The 19,182-nt window shown below is 42.0% G+C and carries 16 protein-coding genes and 1 pseudogene; 8 read left to right on the top strand and 9 right to left on the bottom strand.

Annotated features, from left to right (window positions below):
• Positions 1–86: 86 nt before the first annotated feature.
• A complete protein-coding gene (locus tag H5300_RS14835) occupies positions 87–1,424 on the top strand; it encodes a BamA/TamA family outer membrane protein (RefSeq protein ID WP_182796299.1) in 1,338 nt (445 codons plus the stop codon).
• Positions 1,425–1,634: 210 nt separating this feature from the next.
• Complete coding sequence (locus tag H5300_RS14830; protein WP_246856289.1) at positions 1,635–2,036, top strand: hypothetical protein; 402 nt, start codon at positions 1,635–1,637, stop codon at positions 2,034–2,036.
• 43 nt (positions 2,037–2,079) lie between these two features.
• On the opposite strand, the gene H5300_RS14825 is transcribed toward H5300_RS14830, so the two are convergent.
• From H5300_RS14825 to H5300_RS14815, 3 genes are all read right to left on the bottom strand, one after another.
• A complete protein-coding gene (locus H5300_RS14825) occupies positions 2,080–2,601 on the bottom strand; it encodes a regulatory protein ToxS (RefSeq protein ID WP_182796298.1) in 522 nt (173 codons plus the stop codon).
• 1 nt (position 2,602) lies between these two features.
• A complete protein-coding gene (locus tag H5300_RS14820; RefSeq protein WP_182796297.1) occupies positions 2,603–3,502 on the bottom strand; it encodes a transcriptional regulator in 900 nt (299 codons plus the stop codon).
• Between the two features lie 257 nt (positions 3,503–3,759).
• Positions 3,760–4,290, bottom strand: a complete 531-nt coding sequence (locus H5300_RS14815) for a DUF4136 domain-containing protein (RefSeq protein ID WP_182796296.1) — start codon at positions 4,288–4,290, stop codon at positions 3,760–3,762.
• 374 nt (positions 4,291–4,664) lie between these two features.
• On the opposite strand from H5300_RS14815, the gene H5300_RS14810 reads away from it, so the two are divergent.
• Both H5300_RS14810 and H5300_RS14805 read left to right on the top strand, forming a co-directional pair.
• Complete coding sequence (locus H5300_RS14810) at positions 4,665–5,900, top strand: outer membrane protein transport protein (protein ID WP_182796295.1); 1,236 nt, start codon at positions 4,665–4,667, stop codon at positions 5,898–5,900.
• 85 nt (positions 5,901–5,985) lie between these two features.
• Positions 5,986–6,606, top strand: coding sequence for a glutathione S-transferase family protein (locus H5300_RS14805; RefSeq protein ID WP_220503504.1), 621 nt, complete (start codon positions 5,986–5,988; stop codon positions 6,604–6,606).
• Between the two features lie 281 nt (positions 6,607–6,887).
• Here H5300_RS14805 and H5300_RS14800 read toward each other — a convergent pair whose 3' ends face one another.
• The 5 genes from H5300_RS14800 to pgm all read right to left on the bottom strand — a co-directional run bounded on the left by H5300_RS14800 (position 6,888) and on the right by pgm (position 12,458).
• Positions 6,888–7,316, bottom strand: coding sequence for a Spy/CpxP family protein refolding chaperone (locus tag H5300_RS14800; RefSeq protein ID WP_182796294.1), 429 nt, complete (start codon positions 7,314–7,316; stop codon positions 6,888–6,890).
• A gap of 114 nt (positions 7,317–7,430) precedes the next feature.
• Positions 7,431–7,694, bottom strand: coding sequence for a hypothetical protein (locus H5300_RS14795; protein ID WP_182796293.1), 264 nt, complete (start codon positions 7,692–7,694; stop codon positions 7,431–7,433).
• Positions 7,695–7,973: 279 nt separating this feature from the next.
• Complete coding sequence (locus tag H5300_RS14790; protein WP_182796292.1) at positions 7,974–9,929, bottom strand: methyl-accepting chemotaxis protein; 1,956 nt, start codon at positions 9,927–9,929, stop codon at positions 7,974–7,976.
• 90 nt (positions 9,930–10,019) lie between these two features.
• Positions 10,020–10,565, bottom strand: coding sequence for a hypothetical protein (locus tag H5300_RS14785; protein ID WP_182796291.1), 546 nt, complete (start codon positions 10,563–10,565; stop codon positions 10,020–10,022).
• Between the two features lie 246 nt (positions 10,566–10,811).
• Complete coding sequence (pgm, locus tag H5300_RS14780; protein ID WP_182796290.1) at positions 10,812–12,458, bottom strand: phosphoglucomutase (alpha-D-glucose-1,6-bisphosphate-dependent); 1,647 nt, start codon at positions 12,456–12,458, stop codon at positions 10,812–10,814.
• A gap of 469 nt (positions 12,459–12,927) precedes the next feature.
• Here pgm and glgC point away from each other — a divergent pair, with 469 nt between their 5' ends.
• The 4 genes from glgC (at position 12,928) to glgA (ending at position 18,838) form a co-directional block, all read left to right on the top strand.
• Positions 12,928–14,145, top strand: a complete 1,218-nt coding sequence (gene glgC, locus H5300_RS14775; RefSeq protein WP_182796289.1) for a glucose-1-phosphate adenylyltransferase — start codon at positions 12,928–12,930, stop codon at positions 14,143–14,145.
• A 232-nt stretch (positions 14,146–14,377) separates the two neighbouring features.
• Positions 14,378–14,968, top strand: a complete 591-nt coding sequence (locus H5300_RS14770; RefSeq protein ID WP_182796288.1) for a DUF2913 family protein — start codon at positions 14,378–14,380, stop codon at positions 14,966–14,968.
• A gap of 113 nt (positions 14,969–15,081) precedes the next feature.
• Positions 15,082–17,283 carry a 1,4-alpha-glucan branching protein GlgB gene (gene glgB, locus H5300_RS14765; protein ID WP_220503503.1) on the top strand — a complete coding sequence of 734 codons (2,202 nt, stop codon included), beginning with the start codon at positions 15,082–15,084 and terminating at the stop codon, positions 17,281–17,283.
• 85 nt (positions 17,284–17,368) lie between these two features.
• Positions 17,369–18,838: a glycogen synthase GlgA gene (glgA, locus tag H5300_RS14760; RefSeq protein WP_182796287.1), complete on the top strand. Its 1,470-nt coding sequence runs from the start codon at positions 17,369–17,371 to the stop codon at positions 18,836–18,838.
• 229 nt (positions 18,839–19,067) lie between these two features.
• On the opposite strand, the pseudogene H5300_RS14755 reads toward glgA, so the two are convergent.
• Positions 19,068–19,182, bottom strand: a pseudogene (locus tag H5300_RS14755) (IS630 family transposase); the annotation flags it as partial.

Below are 19,182 nucleotides of genomic sequence, written 5' to 3'. Positions count from 1 at the left end.
GCGTGGCGTTAATCCTCTTCTTGTTTGTTAAAGTATTGTTGTGTTAGTTTGTTTTTATATGGGTTTTATATGGATAGAGATGGTTAATGGATTTTAAGAGTGAGCGTTTAAATTGGCGATGGGGCGGCAAAGCGCTTGGTGTTTTTCTTTATTCGCTAAGTTTTGCGAGTGCAGGCGCGACACCTGTCTCCGGTAAGTATACTCTTGAACGTGTGAATGAAGCCAATGAGAAAAAAGAGAGCTTAATTCTGCCTTATGCTTTTAACACCGAATCGATGGGCTTTAATGTCGGGGTTGGCGCCGTTTTTCAAGGTATAGGTCAAGAGCAGATGCAAATTGGCGCCTCGGCTTACACGGGAGGGGACGACAGCTACGCGATTGGGGGCGGTGTGTGGAACTATCAAGTTGAAAGTTTAGAAAGGCTCTTTATTTCTGCTTATGGTATGTATGCCTACTACCCAGAAAATACCGCTTACACTGGGCCAGGGTATTACGAAAATGCCAATAACCCGCCGATACCGGGAAGCTCCGGCTCTAGCAGTGACCAATACATTCAGGGGGCAGGCTTTTCTAATTGGCTCGACATTAAGTTTGAATACATACTGCCGCTGGGTGATGGCGCCGACAGCATCATCAAAAAATATGATGTATCGAATGGCCTTCTCGTTAAGCAGCCGACCTCAAAAGCGTGGAACCCCCTTGAAGTTGGAACGACAACCGTTATTGTTAACCAATTTAACCGCTATCAAACTTTCGAAGATGGGCCAACAATCAGCGGGGAGCTTCACGGTGTCGAGTTTGGCCTTCAGTACGATAATACCGACTTTTACCCCAACCCTAGTATAGGCAGTCGCCAGTATGTCAGTTTTTCCGCCGGTGGGGCAATTCTAGAGTCAGACAGTGATTGGAACTTCGTTCAACTTGATGCCAGTAAATATGTTTCTTTAGGGAAGAGCGATTTTGCGTCACAACGGATTCTGGCTTTTAATTTCTGGACTGGGTATTCACCAACTTGGAATGTTGAAGAGCAAAATGGTGGTGGTGTGCATGTCAATGGCGCTGCTCCTTATAATGAAGGTGCGAACTTAGGGGGATGGAATCGAATGCGTGGATACGACTCGTATCGTTTCCATGATAAAGCGGCGCTGTATCTCTCGGGTGAGTACCGATATACGTTAAAGTATAACCCGATTCAAAATATCAGCTGGTTGAAGTTTTTGAATTTAGATTGGTTTCAACTGGTTGGCTTTGTCGAAGTAGGGGAGGTCGCTGATGAATATAGCGTAAAGGCGCTAACGTCAGACATGAAGTTTGATGGCGGGGTCTCTTTACGAGCGTTTGCTGGTGGTATTGTGGTTCGAACCGACTTAGGGGTATCGAATGAGGGGGCTAACCTTTGGATGATGGTGAATCAGCCGTTTTAACTCCTAACTTTCGTAAATAGTGGATAATGTTCGATGTTATTTTTAGTCTGAATTACTGTTTTTAGGTGGTTATTTTAGTTACAGGTGGATTTATAAAAGAAGCCTCGTTGTCTTTGGTTTTATTTTCTTTCGAGTCAGTTGCTGCTGCCAACTTTTCAACTGACTTTGTGGAAGTCTCTTTCTTGATGGCTCCTAACGGTTTTTCTTTGGATGGGGGAGAAGGATATAAATGATAGCTTAGCCATTTTAGCCGGAGCGAGTACAGATAGTGAAAGTGAAGAGGATAATTATGACTTATATATAGGGCCTCAGGTTTACGGCCCTCTTCTTCAGGGAATTGACTTAAATGCACAGCAACTTTTTCATTATAATAAGAACTCATTTTCTTCGAGTAATGAGGTTTTTGTCGAGGGAAATATTGGCGTTAGAGCTTGGGTTACTGCTCGGTTGGAATTGAATGCTCTTATGGGGAGTAATGGAGAACATTCTGTTTTTACATTTGGTGGTCGATTTCATGTGTCGGAGCGTGCAGCGTTCTCTCTTTCGTCAAAGAATAATGGTATCTACGGACCACAGATTCAATTTGGAGTTCGTTACGCGTTTTTGAGGTAACTTGGGTGGAACGTAGGGAACTAGTGTCCTAACGTGTTTAAATTCAAATATCATTTGAAAACAGTACGCTAGATCCGTGAATTAAGCTGGTGAGTAGCAGTGTCTTCGGGGTGACAATGTCTATGCGTCGGCTTTGCTGTGCGTTCATTTTAATGACTTGAGTGATCAACTCTAATTGTTCTTCAGAAAAATCTTGGCGCTGACCCGAAGTCACATTTTTAAACTCCGTTGGCGAAACCAGTAAGTAGTTGTCGTTAATATCCCACTGACCCGTTTCTGAGATATTGATGACGTTCGCAGGTTCAGTTTGAGCACTGTAAAGTCTAACCACTGACATTCTCAGGTATGTGCCATTGGGAAGGTATTTCGCATTCGATGATACTTCAACACTGCGAAGTGGGCCGATTGAGTCAGCTTGCTTGTTATCGCTAATCAGTGTCACCATTTTCGATTGCCATTCATACCGAGTGAGTAAGCGCTCTATTTTCGCATCGGTGTTCCAATATAACCAACCACTCCCAAATGCAGATAGAATCAGTAAAATAATTGATACTTTTAATTTCATGTTACAGATCACCATTACAAATGTCGTTTACATACGATTGGTTTGCGTAAATTCTTAGGGTTATATTTTCGCTAGAGTAATCCAGTGAGTGAATGTAGTTTAGAGCAAGGTTTTCGGTTTTTCCGCCTATTACAATCACTTCAGTCGGCTTCAGCATACCAGTGTGATTAGTATTGTAACGTAAGACACACTTCTCAATCGTTGGCAGCCTACTGCTGAGATCTGGGTGGTTAGCCGGTGATAGAATCTTTACACCGTCGACTTCAGCCAATGTTTTGAACTCGGACTCTACCGATTTAGTTAACGTTAAAGCGATAATTGGCATGATGAAAGCGGCAAGCAATAACCCAAATGTTAGCCATTTAGTCGGGACTACAACAGGATCTATTGTTGGCTCCATTTTCACCTTAGTCTCTTGAACTTTTATCATTGACTCAGGCTCAACTGTATCAGCCATTGCTTCTTCTGCCACTCTCGGCGTTGCAAACATTAGGTTAGGCTCTACGTCATTTTCTGCAATCTCAGTGGTTGCTGGTTGAGCATTTGATGACTGTAGGGCAGAACGCTCAACGGTCGCAATAAGTTGGTAACCACGTTTAGGCACTGTCTTGACAAAACCTGGAGACTTGATCGAGTCTTTGAGCTGCTTTCTCAGTGTCGATATGGCTTGCGTCAGGCTTGAGTCATCAACCTCAATGCCTTGATCTCGCCAAACATACTTATGCAATTCTTTGCGAGTGATAACTGTATTGGGTCTTTCTGACAGCATCAGGAGAATGCGGCTTTCATTGTGACCAAGACGTATGACTTCACCGTCGCTCATTTGATCAACAAGTGAATTGCTGCTTGGGTCGAATACGAACCGCTGTGCGAGAATAAACTTTGTGCCGATATTGCTCATTGAATTCTTCTCTTTGTTGGTTTTTTGGAGTGGGGAATAGACAGTGTCAGGTGAAGCTCTGTTAATTTTACATAAAATTATGGCTTGTTTTATTTAGTGGCAGTAGTTGATCTAAACATATTCTCGGACTTTCTGGTGGTAACGACACGGCAGCGTTAACGATAATTAGAGCTATCGTTCTAGTAAACGAAATACAAATAGACAAGCCGGTAGAGTAGTGAGGCCCAGAGGCACGCCACTCTGTGCCTCCAATTGCGTTAGTTTGTCGGAATCACTTGTTTATCGATAGAGTAGTGCTCAAACATTTTGGTGATTTCATTCATAATGAGTGCTTCACGTTTCTCTGTGCTCATTGTCGGTGTCAGCTTCTGGCTTGAGTAGGCAGCCCAAACCACTTGTTTTTTTTGCGTATCGATCAGTTCAACCATTAAGTTACCGTATTTGCGCTCTTCATAACGCTCTGGCATGGCAATGGTTCCATGCAGATTATTGATACCATAACCAAATCCAATGGCCGAACCTGTAGAAACCAGTTCAGACTCTTCAGTGAGCTGGTATTGCACGCGTAGGTCGCCTTGCTCTTCAACTTGTTTTAACGCTTTTTGCGCCATTTGCTGTGCCAAGGCGGCTTCAATGCGCTGTTCATCGAGAGTTTTGATCACCTCGGTGTTGTTCCCCATCTCGAAAGAACGGTAGGCAGAAAAGTCAGCTTCATGATTGATATCGGTATTAATAGTAGAACACGCCGTTAATGTCAGTGTTAATAATATCGTTGCTTTACGAAGCATGGTGATAATCCTATTCGAGTGAAGATAAGCTTTACCGCGGAGGGCGGTTTATCTATAAAGAGTAAATAGATGGGAGCCTATACTACGTTTTCCTTATTTGATTATGTTAAAAGTTGGTATAACACGTCAGTTTTAAATTTTTTTTGATATAATTAATTAAATTAGTGGGGGCTTGCAAGCAAAGTGGCCATTTTTTTATCATAATAATAGTCTTGTTAAGAAGTTGATGAATAAGTAGAGTTATTTCACACGTATATAAAGCTCAACAACAATGTGTGAGATATCGCTGTCGTTAGAACTTTTTGACAGAGTAGTGGTTCATCATCGTATGACATTCTATCCTAACGTATAAACCTTATTATAATAGAGGTAACATGAGAAAGACTTACTTAACGCGCTCAATCCTAGTCGCAACTCTGATTTCGACTCAGTCGTTCGCCGCTGGCTTTCAAATTAATGCACAATCGGCAACTGGCTTAGGCCGTGCATTTGCCGGTGATGCGGTAATTGCAGATAACGCTTCCGTTATGGCTCGTAACCCAGCAGCGATGGCCCTGTTCGACAGCACTTCAATGTCGCTTGGTATCGAACAAGTCACCTCATTCATTGAAGTGACGGATGTTACGTATGTCCTTGGCCAAAACCCTGAAGATACGGATGATGTTGGTGGCACCTCTTACGTTCCAAACTTTCACCTGATTGTCCCGGTTAATGACCAGTTCGCGTGGGGCGTGAACGCCTACTCCAACTTTGGTACTGAAACCGACTTCCCAACAGATTATTCAGCTCCACTTTTCGCAGGCAACACGAAAATCGCGAGTTATAACTTAGGTGTGGCGGGCTCTTACCGTATCAATGAACAGTGGAGTGTGGGTGCAGGATTAGACTTTATCTACGGTCAAGGCACATTTCAGCGAGGAGGACTAGTTGCTACTGGTTCTGAGACTAGCTACATGAATATCGATGGCGCCGACGGTTGGGGCCTTGGTTTTAACCTCGGCACTGTGTATGAGCTAGACGAGAATAACCGTTTTGGTTTGGCGTACCACTACAGCCCAGATTTCACTGCCGAAGATGATTATGGCCAAGAGGTGTCGTTCAGCCTGCCGGACATGCTGGAGTTCTCGGGCTACCACAAGCTGGAAGACAGCAAGTGGGCGGTGCACTACAGTATTGAATACATTTCTTGGGGGGAATTTGATACGGTTGAGTTCAGTAACCTGAGTCAAGGGAGCATTGCAGATGATCCTAGTCCAACGAATCCTCTTGGTCAAGGTTCGAGTTATTCATCTAAGTATGACTGGCAAGACGGCTGGCACTACGCGATTGGTACCACCTATTACCTCAACAGCGACTGGACACTGCGTGCCGGTTACATGTACGACACCAGTGCCCAAGATGAGAAAACCTCAATCTCGGTGCCAGACTCTGACCGCCATTGGTTCTCGTTCGGTACCACCTACCACATTAATACCCAATCGAATGTTGACTTCGGTTTCACTTACTTAATGAGTGAAGATGTCGATGTAGTTGAAGGGGAAGGGACGTTAACCGGCACCACTCGTGCTGATGCAATCCTGATCGGCTTGCAATACAGCCGCACATTCTAACGAAAGCCACGGTAACATAAATCAAGCACCAGGCTCGTTCTGGTGCTTTTGCTTTTTTATATAATCAGAATTTTGGAGAGAATCAATGATGGATATTTATGGCGCGCCAAATAGCCGCTCTACTCGTGTGCTTTGGTGTGCGGAAGAGCTAGGCCTGGAATATAACTTTAAAAAAGTGGATTTCTCCGCGGGTGAAAATAAGTCTGATGCGTATTTGGCAATTAACCCAGCCGGTAAAACGCCAGCGATCGTTGACGGCGATTTTGTACTTTCGGAATCGGCTGCGATTTTAGAGTTTTTAGCTCAGGAGCACGGCAAGGGCCAAATCAAACCTAACGATCAGAGTGACAATCGAGAAAAGGCACTTTGTACTAAATGGTGCTCTTTTGCGCTTTGTGAGCTTGAGCAACCTTTGTGGACGATGGCTAAGCACAGCTTTATCTACCCGGAAGACATGCGTCAAGATGGCATTTTACCGGTATGTCAGTCTGAGTTTCAAAATGCTATTTTTGTGTTGAGCCAAGAGTTAGGTGACAAAGAGTACATTTTAGGTGACTCTTTTTCTGTTGCCGATATCTTGATTTCTCATACCTTAGCTTGGGCGTTGAGCTTCCAGCAAGATATCTCGCACACGAACCTAATGGATTATGTACAGCGATGCACGGCTCGCCCAGCGCTGAAAAGAGCACAACAGAAAGAAAGCTAATAGTCGATCGCAGTAAGCAATAGCTCCCTTAGCGTGCTAAAGGCTTGATAACTTCTTTAGAGTTGTTGATTGTAGAGTGACGGCTTTTCGAACAATGACTCTTTGCTTTCAAGTCTTTTACTTGTGTTCTTTTTGAACATTGACTTACTGTGATGGCGAGATAAGTGTGAATAACATAAGCGCGGTTAATGGGCTGTTTAAGTGCCTATGAACAAGACAGCCCTTTTTGAAGAGAGCTGCCTTATTGATTTATATGCTATTCTGATGCTTTTCCTGTGACTCTAGAGTTGAGGCATCAATGACCTCATAGAGGCTTTAAATTTATCTTGTTGTTCTTTGGTTAGAATGTTGTAGATTTTATTGTTTAATTTTATATCATTAATGATAAACTCTTTTTGCTTGAGCTGAGCTTGAGTGATCACCTCTTCAAGGGCACTTTCGTCAAGCTCGGTTTGAATGATTAAACGAAGCTGCTTCCTTTTTAGCTCACGAGCTTCCGCTATGTCTTCTGCAGATAAGTTTGCTCGATAGTCATTAGCAATGCTTGATATTTGCTGCTGCTGCTGCTCTGTTAAGTCGAGAGATGCAATAATAGACTGTAACGATGAAGGTGGCTGTACTTGTGATACTGAAGCGGCATTAACTGCATAAGGTGCCACTAGGATTGCAATCAAAGTTGTTTTGGAGAGCGTTTTCTTAATAAAGTTCATAAGTCGTTATGCCTGCCTTTCATTTTATGTTTGTGTTTAAAGTTGTGACAAAGGAAGCGAAGAACACCCCCTAAACCTCTCTGGAAGCTTGTGTGCTTTCAGAGGGGTTTTCCACTAGAGTTTATCGAGAAGTTTTTGATGAAGCTTATTTATACTATCTTCTATAATCCCCAGTGCCAACGCAAGTGAGCCGAAGAAAACACTGATGAGCGATAGCACTGTGCTGAGAGTGAAGATGATGGCTTCATCCCGGTATAAAATTTCATTTTCACTGAGGAAGTAATCCATTGCCTGTGCAAAGTTTGCGACACATAAAATACCTAAAAGAAGAGCTAATGCTATTAGGCTTAGCCCTATACTGTGTTTTACTGATCTCATTTCTACTCTCTTGCGATTTAATCTGCATCTCTAGGTTTTTATCGGCAAGCCAGACTATTGAAGTGTTTAAAGGTGATTGATAAAGAGCTTTTAGAGTCTGTCTAATCGTTTTATCACGCTAGCCTTTCTCTGTTAATGGAGGCTTCTGCATTTGTTGTCATTCTGATTAACAATGTGATGTTCATTACAAGGCTGTAGTCCATTGGAAGCTTTATATCTAGAAAGAGTGACTACTCACCGCCCTAGAGCGAGAGTTTACTGCGAGATTGCTAGTATGGCCTAGTACTTGAACTCTTTTAATACGGATACAACGCGGTTGACTTGTTCATGTAATCCATTACACACCTCGTTGGATTGCTTTGCAAACTCTTCTGTTTCTTGGGCGATTTTTTTGATCGAGTCTATATCTTTATTGATATTGTCAGTAGTGATGTGCTGTTTCTGTGAAGATTCAGTCACGTGAGAATTGAGCTCATTCATTTTTTCAATTCCGTTTACAATTGCATTTAATGCCTCACTGGTTTCCTCAACTTGCAATACACAATGCTTGGCTGATTGTTGAGAGTTCATCATTTGACCGGCCGCCAGGTTAGCACTATCTTGAATTGAAGTTACCATTGTAACGATTTCTTCAGTTGCATCTTGAGTGCGATTTGCTAGCGTACGTACTTGATCGGCGACAACAGCAAATCCTCGCCCTTGCTCACCTGCGCGAGCTGCCTCTATTGCCGCATTTAACGCCAGTAGGTTCGTTTGTTCGGCAATGCCTTGAATAACATCGACAACCGCTGAAATCTGTTCACTATGACTTTTTAGTTGATCAATACTATTGGCAGTTTCCGCAACCTCACTTGCAAGGAGTGACATCGATTGAATCGCTTCTTGAACAACAGCATTAGCTGAACTTGCACGTTGATCGGAGTCTTTCGCTGTAGAAAGAGCGCTCTCTGTTAAACCTGCAACGTCAGAAGCCATATCTGATAGTTGAGTTATGGAGGAGGCTACGGAGTCCGTTGCTTGTGATTGGTTACCGACTTTCTTGGTGAGTGTTCTATTGCTTTCCATAAGGTGGTCTGCAACTAACCTGACTTCCTCAGTAGTGTCAGATACCTTTATTAAACTTGCTCTTAATTTTTCAGTAAATACGTTAAACGATTTTGCGACATGTGCAATTTCGTCATTTCCTTGTTCTGTTAATTGTGTTGTCAGGTCGCCATCGCCTTTGGCAATCTCATCCATTCTGGCTACTAATCCCTTTATCTTTATAAGAATACGCTTCGCAATCGTAAAGGCGAGAGTGATACAAATGAATACTATAAAAGCTGCTATCATTTGAGCGTGTAATACGGTTTTTTTTGTATCTGAGATTAAGGCTTGTTGCCCATCTTCTGACGCTTTTGTGACAACTTGACCTAAGTCTCCAAACAGTTGGATAGCGTGATCCGCTTTTCTATTAAAATAGACATTATCTTCTGACATTGAAATCAAAACTCGAGCTCTAGAGTAGACTTCATCGAAGGCTAATTTTACTTTTTCTAAAGCTATGCGATCTTTTCTCGTCAGCTCCATGGATAAGAGCTTTTTATATCCATTGTTGAACTTTGCATCACCTGCAAACTTAACATCACGGTTCGATTTGGTGTAGGTGACTGTGATAGCACCTCGGACAAAGTCGTTATACGCTTTGGGGTTGAGATCTGATAAGTGTAATGTTCTTCTTAGGAGCTTTGAAAGTTCTTTATTTCTTGGTTGAAGCTCTTTTTGTAGTGTTACTTTCTTAACAGCTAATAAGTAGACATCATCATAAACCTTCTTAACATCTTGTGTTTCTAATAATGCTTCTTTGAAAAGTTCACCTAGTGAGTTTGGAGATGACGTTTCGTTAATGGAATTACTATTAGTTTCTGGTGTGGGATTAATATTATCTTCGATAGGGATATCCATTAGACTGTGAAATTGTGATTGACTCATATTCTTAAAATTTTGGTCTAATGAGTTAAATATGGTGTTAATTTCTTTATTTATTGATTCTTGTTCGGTGATGTTGTTTGCAGTGAATAAATCAGGGACTTTAGACTTTATAAGTAATAGTTTAGTGTTTACTTCAAATGTTTCACGATAGAAACTGCCTTTTGTCTTATTTTCTTGATCTATTAACTTTGTGACATCATTTAAATTAGTTGTAATCAGTACGATCAACATAGCAAGGCCTAAGCAGAAAACACTGACAATCATGATGAAACTTCTTTGCATCGGAAGAACCTCGCTTATCGAATACGGGGCTTATAAAGTAAGAAGCCCCAAACCTTAAAAATGAAATTGAAATTACATAGCGTTAACTGTGATTTCGATTTGCTCCATGCCTTCTTGCATTTCGGCTTTCATCGCATCTAAGTTTTTGTCTTGTGCGGCCCGTAATACCATGATTGGGTGAATCATTACGTGAAGAGGATCAGTAAAATGTTCGTTATCCTCATCTTCCATATCAATGCCATAGCTTTTACCTTCCATAAAGCCTAAGTCGTGCCAATGTTTTTCCATGTAGTCAAAGCTGTCTTCGGCCATAGGGCCTAAACCAGTAACATTACCAGAAGCATCTAAGCTGGCGACTTCGTTGATAACTTCAGTAATTAGTGCTTTTCCTTCAGGGTATTTCACAAGATATTCTTGAGCTAATAATACGCTATCGCGTGTGAGTTCTATGACACTTGCTCTGACGCTATCCGTATCCACATCACCTCTATTAACCATGTCAACGATACTCTGCCCAGTCTTTAGGTAGTCTTGTTTTACAGAATTTAAGTTTGCGGCAACTGCACAGGTTGCTGTAAAGGCAAAAAAAGTGCCGAAGATAAATTGTTTTAATCTCATTGTAAGATCCTCTTTGACCGTATGATTTTAAAAGTTTTTTTGAGTATATTATGTATAGCAGAGTTATCGGTAAGAGCCAATAAATCACGTATTCTTTCACTGACTTGTCCCAACTAGGCTGGAAATCATATTATGTGGCATTTTACTGTTCAAAGTTAACTGGACTTAGATATTTAGTAATTTCGCAGTAAACCCATCGCCCGATGGGGTGGTAGTCACGTTATGACTCTAGTAATCAAATTTCGCTTATAGACCAGCTGCTGCAAATACTTGGTTAACAATCTCTTGAGCTTCTTCTTCAATTGCTTTCAGGTGCTCTTCACCTTTAAAGCTTTCACAGTAGATCTTGTAGATGTCTTCTGTACCTGATGGACGAGCAGCAAACCAACCGTTCTTCGTCGTCACTTTTAGGCCACCAATCGCAGCGCCATTACCAGGGGCGTGCGTTAGGCGTGCAGTAATTGGGTCACCAGCCAGCGTCTCAGCAGAAACCATCTCTGGAGATAGCTTCTTAAGTATGTCTTTTTGTGCACCATTTGCTACCGCTTGAATACGGTTATACTTAGACTCACCGTGTTTAGCAGCAAGCTCTTCGTAATATTCTTGTGGATTCTTACCTGTAACTGCTGTGATTTCAGCCGCAAGTAGGCAAAGAATTAGGCCATCTTTATCTGTTGACCAAGGTGTTCCGTCTTTACGTAAGAAAGATGCACCCGCACTCTCTTCACCACCGAAACCAAACTGACCGTTGTATAGACCATCAACGAACCATTTAAATCCAACTGGCACTTCACAAAGTTCACGCTCTAAGTCAGCAACAACACGGTCGATCAATGCACTTGATACTAGTGTTTTACCCACTGCAACGTTTTTGCCCCAACCTTCACGGTTACGGTATAGGTAGTCAATACAAACCGCTAGGAAGTGGTTTGGATTCATCAGGCCTGTTGGCGTGACAATGCCGTGGCGATCGTAATCAGGGTCGTTACCAAACGCTAGTTGATAGTCATCTTTAAGCGCCAGTAAGCCTGCCATTGCGTACGGTGAAGAACAATCCATACGAACCACACCATCTTTGTCGAGAGACATAAATTGGAACGAAGGATCAACCGCTTCACTTACCAGAGTAAGATCTAGGTTGTACGCTTTGCCGATTTGACGCCAATAATCAATACCACTACCACCCAATGGGTCAACACCAATCTTGATGTTTGATTTCTGGATCGCTTCCATATCAACGACATTAACCAAGTCAGCTACATATGGTGCAACTAGGTCGACTTCTTTCACTAGCTCAGACTGTTTACCCTGTGCGATAGGAGTACGCTTTACACCTTTCATTTGCTCAGCAATGATGACGTTCGCACGATCTTCAATCGCTTGAGTTAGCTCAGCCTCAGCAGGGCCACCGTGTGTCGGATTGTATTTTATACCACCGTCTTGTGGTGGGTTATGCGAAGGCGTGATAACAATGCCGTCTGCTTTTTTGTCATTCACTAAGTTATGCGTAAGAATCGCGTGCGAGATACCTGGTGTTGGCGTAAAGCCATTGTTTTCTTGAATAATAACTTCAACACCGTTGGCTACAAGCACTTCGATTACATTAGAAAACGCTGGCTCAGAGAGAGCGTGAGTATCTTTACCTAAGAATAGAGGTCCAGTGGTACCTTGCTCAGCGCGAATTTCAGCCACCGCCTGGGCGATCGCGAGAATGTGGTTTTCATTAAATGTTGATTTATCAGCTGTACCTCGATGACCTGAAGTTCCGAATTGAACTTTGTGGTTTGGGTTAGTCGCATCCGGTTGCTTTAAGAAATAGTTAGCCACTAGAGCCGGGATATTATGCAGATCTTCTTGCTGAGCTTTCTGCCCAGCACGAGAGTGTATAGCCATATTTCGATATCCTTATAAATATTATCTCAAAAGTCAGTAACTTACTGTTAAAGCCATAAAGCGTTCACTAAAAATAACAGCTTAACTTAAGTTATTATTTTATTGCGTATTAAGCGAGAAAAGCCAGTGACCAGCGATGTTGCCGTTGGGTAGTTCGCTGTAGTAAGTATCATTAAGTCAGCGAAGGATAGAGTTGTAAACAAAGCGCATACAGTCGAACGCTCGCACACACAATAAGGTATAACAAAAATACAACAATGTCTTTACAAAATGAGTGCGGGTATCTATCGTAAACATGCTAGCTTTCTTGATTAGCTCTACGCTAGGCGTATAGCTCTCGCAGACAAGCAAAATAGTCCTTGTAGTTTTTACTACTACCCAATCGATCTCTTCAATAAATGTTAACAAATTACCATAGATAGTAACTAGTGTGCTCATCTTCTAATCAATAAGATATACGAGGTAAACAATGTCACGTGTTTTAGGTATGGTTTTAGCGGGTGGTGAAGGCTCGAGATTGAGACCTTTAACTGAATCTCGAAGCAAACCAGCAGTCCCTTTCGGGGGGAGTTATCGATTAATTGATTTTGCTTTAAATAACTTTGTTAATGCGGATTTACTGAAAATTTATGTGTTAACACAATTTAAATCGCAATCACTTTTCGTTCATATGAAAAAGGCATGGAATATCAATGGCCTGTCAGGGGCATTCATCGATCCTATCCCAGCACAAATGAGAACAGGTAAACGCTGGTATGAAGGTACGGCTGATGCTATTTATCAAAACTTAAATTTCATGAAGTTAGAGCAGCCAGAACAAGTTTGTATTTTTGGATCAGACCATATTTATAAAATGGACATCAAGCAGATGATTGATTTCCATAAGGAAAAAGAAGCAGCTCTGACCGTATCAGCCTTACGAATGCCGCTGGCTGAAGCTTCCTCGTTTGGTGTTATTGAAGTCGATAGTGACGGTCGTATGATTGGCTTTGAAGAAAAACCAGTAGTTCCCAAACACATCCCAGGCGATCCTGAGTTTGCATTGGTGTCGATGGGTAATTATGTTTTTGAAGCGGAAGCGCTTTTTGCGGAGTTAATCGAGGACGCAAGCCTCGAGAATTCCAGCCATGATTTCGGAAAAGATATAATTCCCAAAATGTTCCCGCGAGGAAATGTATTTGTTTACGACTTCAGTACAAACCGTATTACGGGTGAGAAAGACGAAGTTTATTGGCGTGACGTTGGTACGATAGATGCCTATTGGCAAGCTCACATGGACCTTCTTGAGAAGGATGCGCCATTTTCTCTCTATAATAGAAAATGGCCATTACATACCTACTACCCTCCCTTACCACCTGCGACATTTACCGACTCTGAAAATGGACGTGTCCAGGTTATCGATAGCTTAGTTTGTAACGGCAGTTATATTCGCGACTCTCGTATCGAGAAATCTGTACTTGGATTTCGTAGTAACGTCGCAGCAGATTGTGATATCACCGAATCCATTTTACTTGGTGATGTCAAAATTGGCGATAATTGTATTCTTCATCGAGTGATTGTAGACAAAGGTGCCACCATAGCTCCAGGTACTCAAATTGGCATTAACCTTTCTGAAGACCGTAAGCGATACCATGTATCCGAAAATGGCATAGTGGTCATTCCAAAAGGTGCCTACATTGAGGCCTAATTTAAGAAACATTCTTTTTGAATGCTCCTTTAGGCGACAATAGGTTTCCCCTGGTAGTATCTCGACAATCACGGGGAAACCCGTGGTTGATTATGATTAACTGAATAAAAAGGAACGTTAACGATTTAGATCAATTAAAAACCCCAGCATTTCTAAATGTCTTTTACATTTCAGGATTATAAATAAAGCTTTAAGTGGATCTTCACCTTTAATGTAGGGAGGTGTCATTTTCATGACTTGGTCGAAACACCGCAATTGGAAACACTATCAAGCGCTTAATGAATTAATTCCACTTTCATTAATAGCCCTGTATTCAGCGATCAACTTGAGCGGAGGCTTTTGGAGCGTAAAAAAAAGAAATGCTTTTCTCACAAAGTATCTTAAACCTAAGGTCAAACATCCTCAATTCACAGCTTGTAAAAAAGAGCTAAAAGCACTTCTAGTCATTGGTCGTAGCCTAAATGGTAACATGGAGCAAAAATTGCTTTTCATTAATCAAGCAAACCTTGATTACGAAGCCCGTTGGTCTCATGCAGATGAGTTATACATTTTATTTTCGAAACTGTCAGAACAGCATCAATTTGGTTCAAAAATAAAGTGCAAAGATCAGACAATGGAGCCCGATATCATTTATATGAGCAGTGACGCGATCGAGAAAGGTTTTGATGCACAAAACAATCAGATAAAACCGTTATCGATTACACTTAAAACATCCCGACTTCAGGAGTTAATTTCAGCGATTAAAGAGTTTGGAAGATACCAACTTGAAGAGGTCTACGTTAACGACGAAATCGGAACACAACTGTTGTTATCTCGTAAGTAGATTACTGTCGACACTTAAACTAGCCTCAGAATGCAACATGTTTGTTATCTAACGACCCTGAGTTATATCAGAGCCTGAACACCAAAAATGACTGTTTTTAGAGGACAATTGAATTGAAAAATAACATTTCGGGAAATACAGCCCAAAGATATGAACAACTTTCACATGCCTCCTTTGCTGACCCCTTTTCTTTTATTGGTCCGTTCATCGAATCAGAGCAAGTCTCGTTACGAGTTTGGATGCCAGGGGCTGAAAGTGTCATATTAATCCTTGAGAATAAGCGGATTGTACTAGAACGAGAAGGAGAAAATGGCTTTATTCTTGTTCAGGCGATCAATCTCCACCAAACTCATTACCTACTCTCTGTTAACTGGGGAGATACAGAACAGATTATTGACGACCCATACCAATATCATGGCTTATATGCTTCCTATGACGCTCTACACACTCCAAAAGAGATGTACAAACAAATGGGGGCTCAATTTGTCACTTTCGAGCGTGATGGTAAAACAATATCTGGTATTCGCTTCTTAGTTTTCGCCCCCCACGCAAAGGCATGCAGTCTCATCGGGGATTTTAACCAATGGGATGGCAGGCGTACCCCGATGCAATGTCTAGACTACGGTCTCTGGGGGATCTTTATCCCGGATCTTCCAGAAGGTTCATTGTACAAATTTGAATTAAAAGGGCCAAATGGTGAAAACCTACCGCATAAAGCAGACCCTTGGGGTGCACATGCTGAACAGTACCCATCATTTGCCTCCGTGACCTACGACCACAATCGTTATGAATGGAATGATATTAAATGGCAAAATCGTCCTGTGACAGAAAAACGTAAAGAGGCTTTATCGTTTTACGAGCTGCATATTGGCTCTTGGAAACGTAACACCGACGGCGGTTTTCTCAATTACCGAGAATTGGCTGCGGAGTTGATCCCATACTTAACAGACTTAGGGTATACCCACATTGAACTGATGCCGGTTTCAGAGTACCCGTTCTACGGCTCTTGGGGATATCAGCCTGTCGGTCTATTCGCACCAACCAGTCGTTTTGGCTCTCCGGATGACTTTAAATACTTTGTCGATCAATGCCACCAAGCAGGTTTAGGTATCGTTCTTGACTGGGTACCAGCCCACTTCCCAAGTGATGAACATGGTTTGGCATATTTTGATGGAACACCGCTCTTCCACGATCCGGATCCTCGCCGAGGATGGCATCAAGATTGGACTTCGTACATTTATGACTTAGGCCGAGAACACGTACGTCGTTTTTTAATATCAAACGCACTTTACTGGTTTGAACAATTTCATGTAGATGGTATTCGTGTTGATGCAGTAGCTTCAATGCTTTACCTAGATTACTCGCGCAGCCATGATCAATGGATTCCAAACGTGAATGGCGGCAATGAGAACTATGACGCCATCGCAACCCTTAAATGGATGAACGAAGAGGTGTACAAGCACTTTCCAAATGCAATGACCATTGCTGAAGAATCAACAGCATTCCCCGGCGTTTCTGAGCCTACATTTAACGGTGGATTAGGGTTTGGCTTTAAATGGAATATGGGATGGATGCACGACAGCTTATCTTACATTCAAGAAGATCCTATTAATCGTAAGTACCACCACGATACGATTACCTTTCCGCTCGTTTACGCACACAGTGAAAACTACGTATTGTCCCTATCTCATGATGAGGTGGTTTATGGCAAAGGCTCTCTCCATAGCAAAATGCCAGGGGATGAGTGGCAACAGACGGCGAACCTAAGAGCTTATTTAGGTTATATGTATGCCCAGCCCGGTAAGAAATTGAACTTCATGGGGGCTGAATTCGGTCAAATGGCGGAATGGAATCATGATGCTCAGCTGCAATGGTTCTTATTAGGCATTGAACGTTATAAAGGTATACAAACTCTGATACGTGATCTTAATAAACTCTACAGAAAAGAAAAGGCGCTATATGAATTAGACTGTGAGCCGAAAGGTTTTGAGTGGCGTTTACAAAATGCAAACGAAATGTCAATTTTGGCACACGAACGCCTAAGCCTCGATGGTGAGCGTATCTTAATTATCACAAACTTTACACCCATACCCCAAGAGCGTTTTCGATTAGGTGTACCTTTGGCGGGTAAATATGAACTTATACTAAACACCGATGATGCTAAGTACAACGGCAGTAACTTTTCAACGTTGAAAACAGTTCAGACTCAAGATGAGAGCAGTGAAGGCCTAATTCAATCTCTAACGCTTTGCCTGCCACCTCTTTCCACCGTGTTCTACAAATTATCTACTAAAACAGGAACCATTGTTCTATAGATTTAACACGGTATTCATAATTTCGATGACCTTGAACAAGGCAGCATACTTTAAATGCGTAAATCGTAATCTCTACAGGAGAAAATTGGTGACTAAGAATCTTTCGATACTTTTTGTAGCAACTGAAGTTGATGGTTTAATTAAGAGCGGCGGCCTAGCTGATGTGGCTAAGGCCTTACCCAAAGCATTACAAGCCCTTAAACAAGACGTTAGTGTGGTCATACCCGCATACAGTAAAATCGCTAATATTGAGTCGGCTGAAGTGATTCTTTCAACGCAATTAGAGCATTGGCCTCACACGGCTTATCAGGTTAAGACTCTCAATTTTGACGGGCTTAATGTTTTGGGAGTCGAATGTCAGCAGTACTTCGGGCGCTCTGAAATGTATGCAGAAAATAACCAAGCCTATGCTGATAATGGGGAACGTTTTGCATTTTTCAGTGCTGCTTGTTTGGATATGCTGCCTAAGTTGGGGACTCAACCTGATATTATCCATGCAAACGACTGGCATACCGGTCTTGTTCCATTCTTATTGAAATCTCGCTATCGAGAGCATGGTTTTTATAAAAAGATGTGTAGTGTGATTACCATCCATAATGCTGTGTTCAAAGGCGTATTTTCATATGACGAATTACAATGTCTACCTGAAATGCATAGCTGTCATTCGAAAATTTCTGCCGTGAGTGATTCTCATGTCTCAATGTTAAAGGCGGGGGTTCTCTCTGCAGATAAAATTAGTACAGTCAGCCCAACGTATGCTGAAGAGCTAAAAACGGAACTCGGTAGTCATGGTATGGCTCATGAGTTTCAGCATCGCTCACAAGACCTTTGGGGTATTTTAAATGGTTGTAACTATGATGACTGGAGCCCAGAGGTTGACCCATACCTCCCACGAAAGTACAAGTCGACAAAGCACAGTTTATCTTGCGGGAAATCCGCTTGTAAGAAAAAACTTCAGCAAGATGTCGGCTTGCCTCAAGCTGATTGCGCTGTTTATGGGATGGTTTGCCGATTGACGAATCAAAAAGGTATTCATTACCTTCTTCCCATTATTAATGAGTTTTTGAAAAATGATCTTCAAATAGTGGTTGTTGGTACAGGAGAGCCAGCTTTATCGAGCCAACTTAGAGAGTTATCTAAGATCAACGCAGACAAATTTGCTTTTGTTGAAGCCTATAATAATGAGCTCGCGCACTTAGTTGAAGCCGGCTCCGATTTTTTTCTAATGCCATCCGAATTTGAGCCGTGTGGTTTAAATCAAATCTATAGTATGGCTTATGGCACTCTGCCTATTGTACGCTCGGTCGGCGGTTTAAAAGATACTGTACATCATTATGATGATAACCCCGAAGTTGCCACTGGATTTGCGTTTGAACACCCCACGCCTCAAGCTTTACTTACTGTTTTACATCGTTCTCTATTGTTATACACACAAAACCCCAACGAAATTAAACGAGTGCAGCTTCACGCCATGAAACAAAGATTCACTTGGGAAAGTGCAGCAAGGTCTTATTTAAAAATGTACAGAACCACGTTTGAAGGAGCCTGTTGCTAAGGGGAATTATTTGAAAATATAAAAGGTTCTTCGACGTTTCAAGTGGATTTCAATATTTCAGCATCGGGGCTCGCTATCATGTAGCTCATAGTGATGAGCGTGGTTGTATTTCTCTAGGCTATAGCCTTCGGCCTAGCGGCTTGAAATAAACTATTCAGACCTTCCATTCGGGCATTAGTATTGGTCGAAGTCTAGCACTAGTGCTGAAGGGTATTCTGATTATACCCAATCAACTTGAAGATGCAGGCTTAAACACCTGAAAATTGTCATTGATTCGAGACGTCAACGAACCTGCAATCTCTGGAAGAGTTACAGTAAAAAATTGGTCTATGGCTTCCTTGAAG

It is taken from the genome of Vibrio sp. SG41-7 (assembly GCF_014164465.1).
GTDB lineage: Bacteria > Pseudomonadota > Gammaproteobacteria > Enterobacterales > Vibrionaceae > Vibrio > Vibrio splendidus.
Note: the sequence above shows the minus strand (reverse complement) of the source record. Positions and strands in the feature narration are given on the sequence as shown.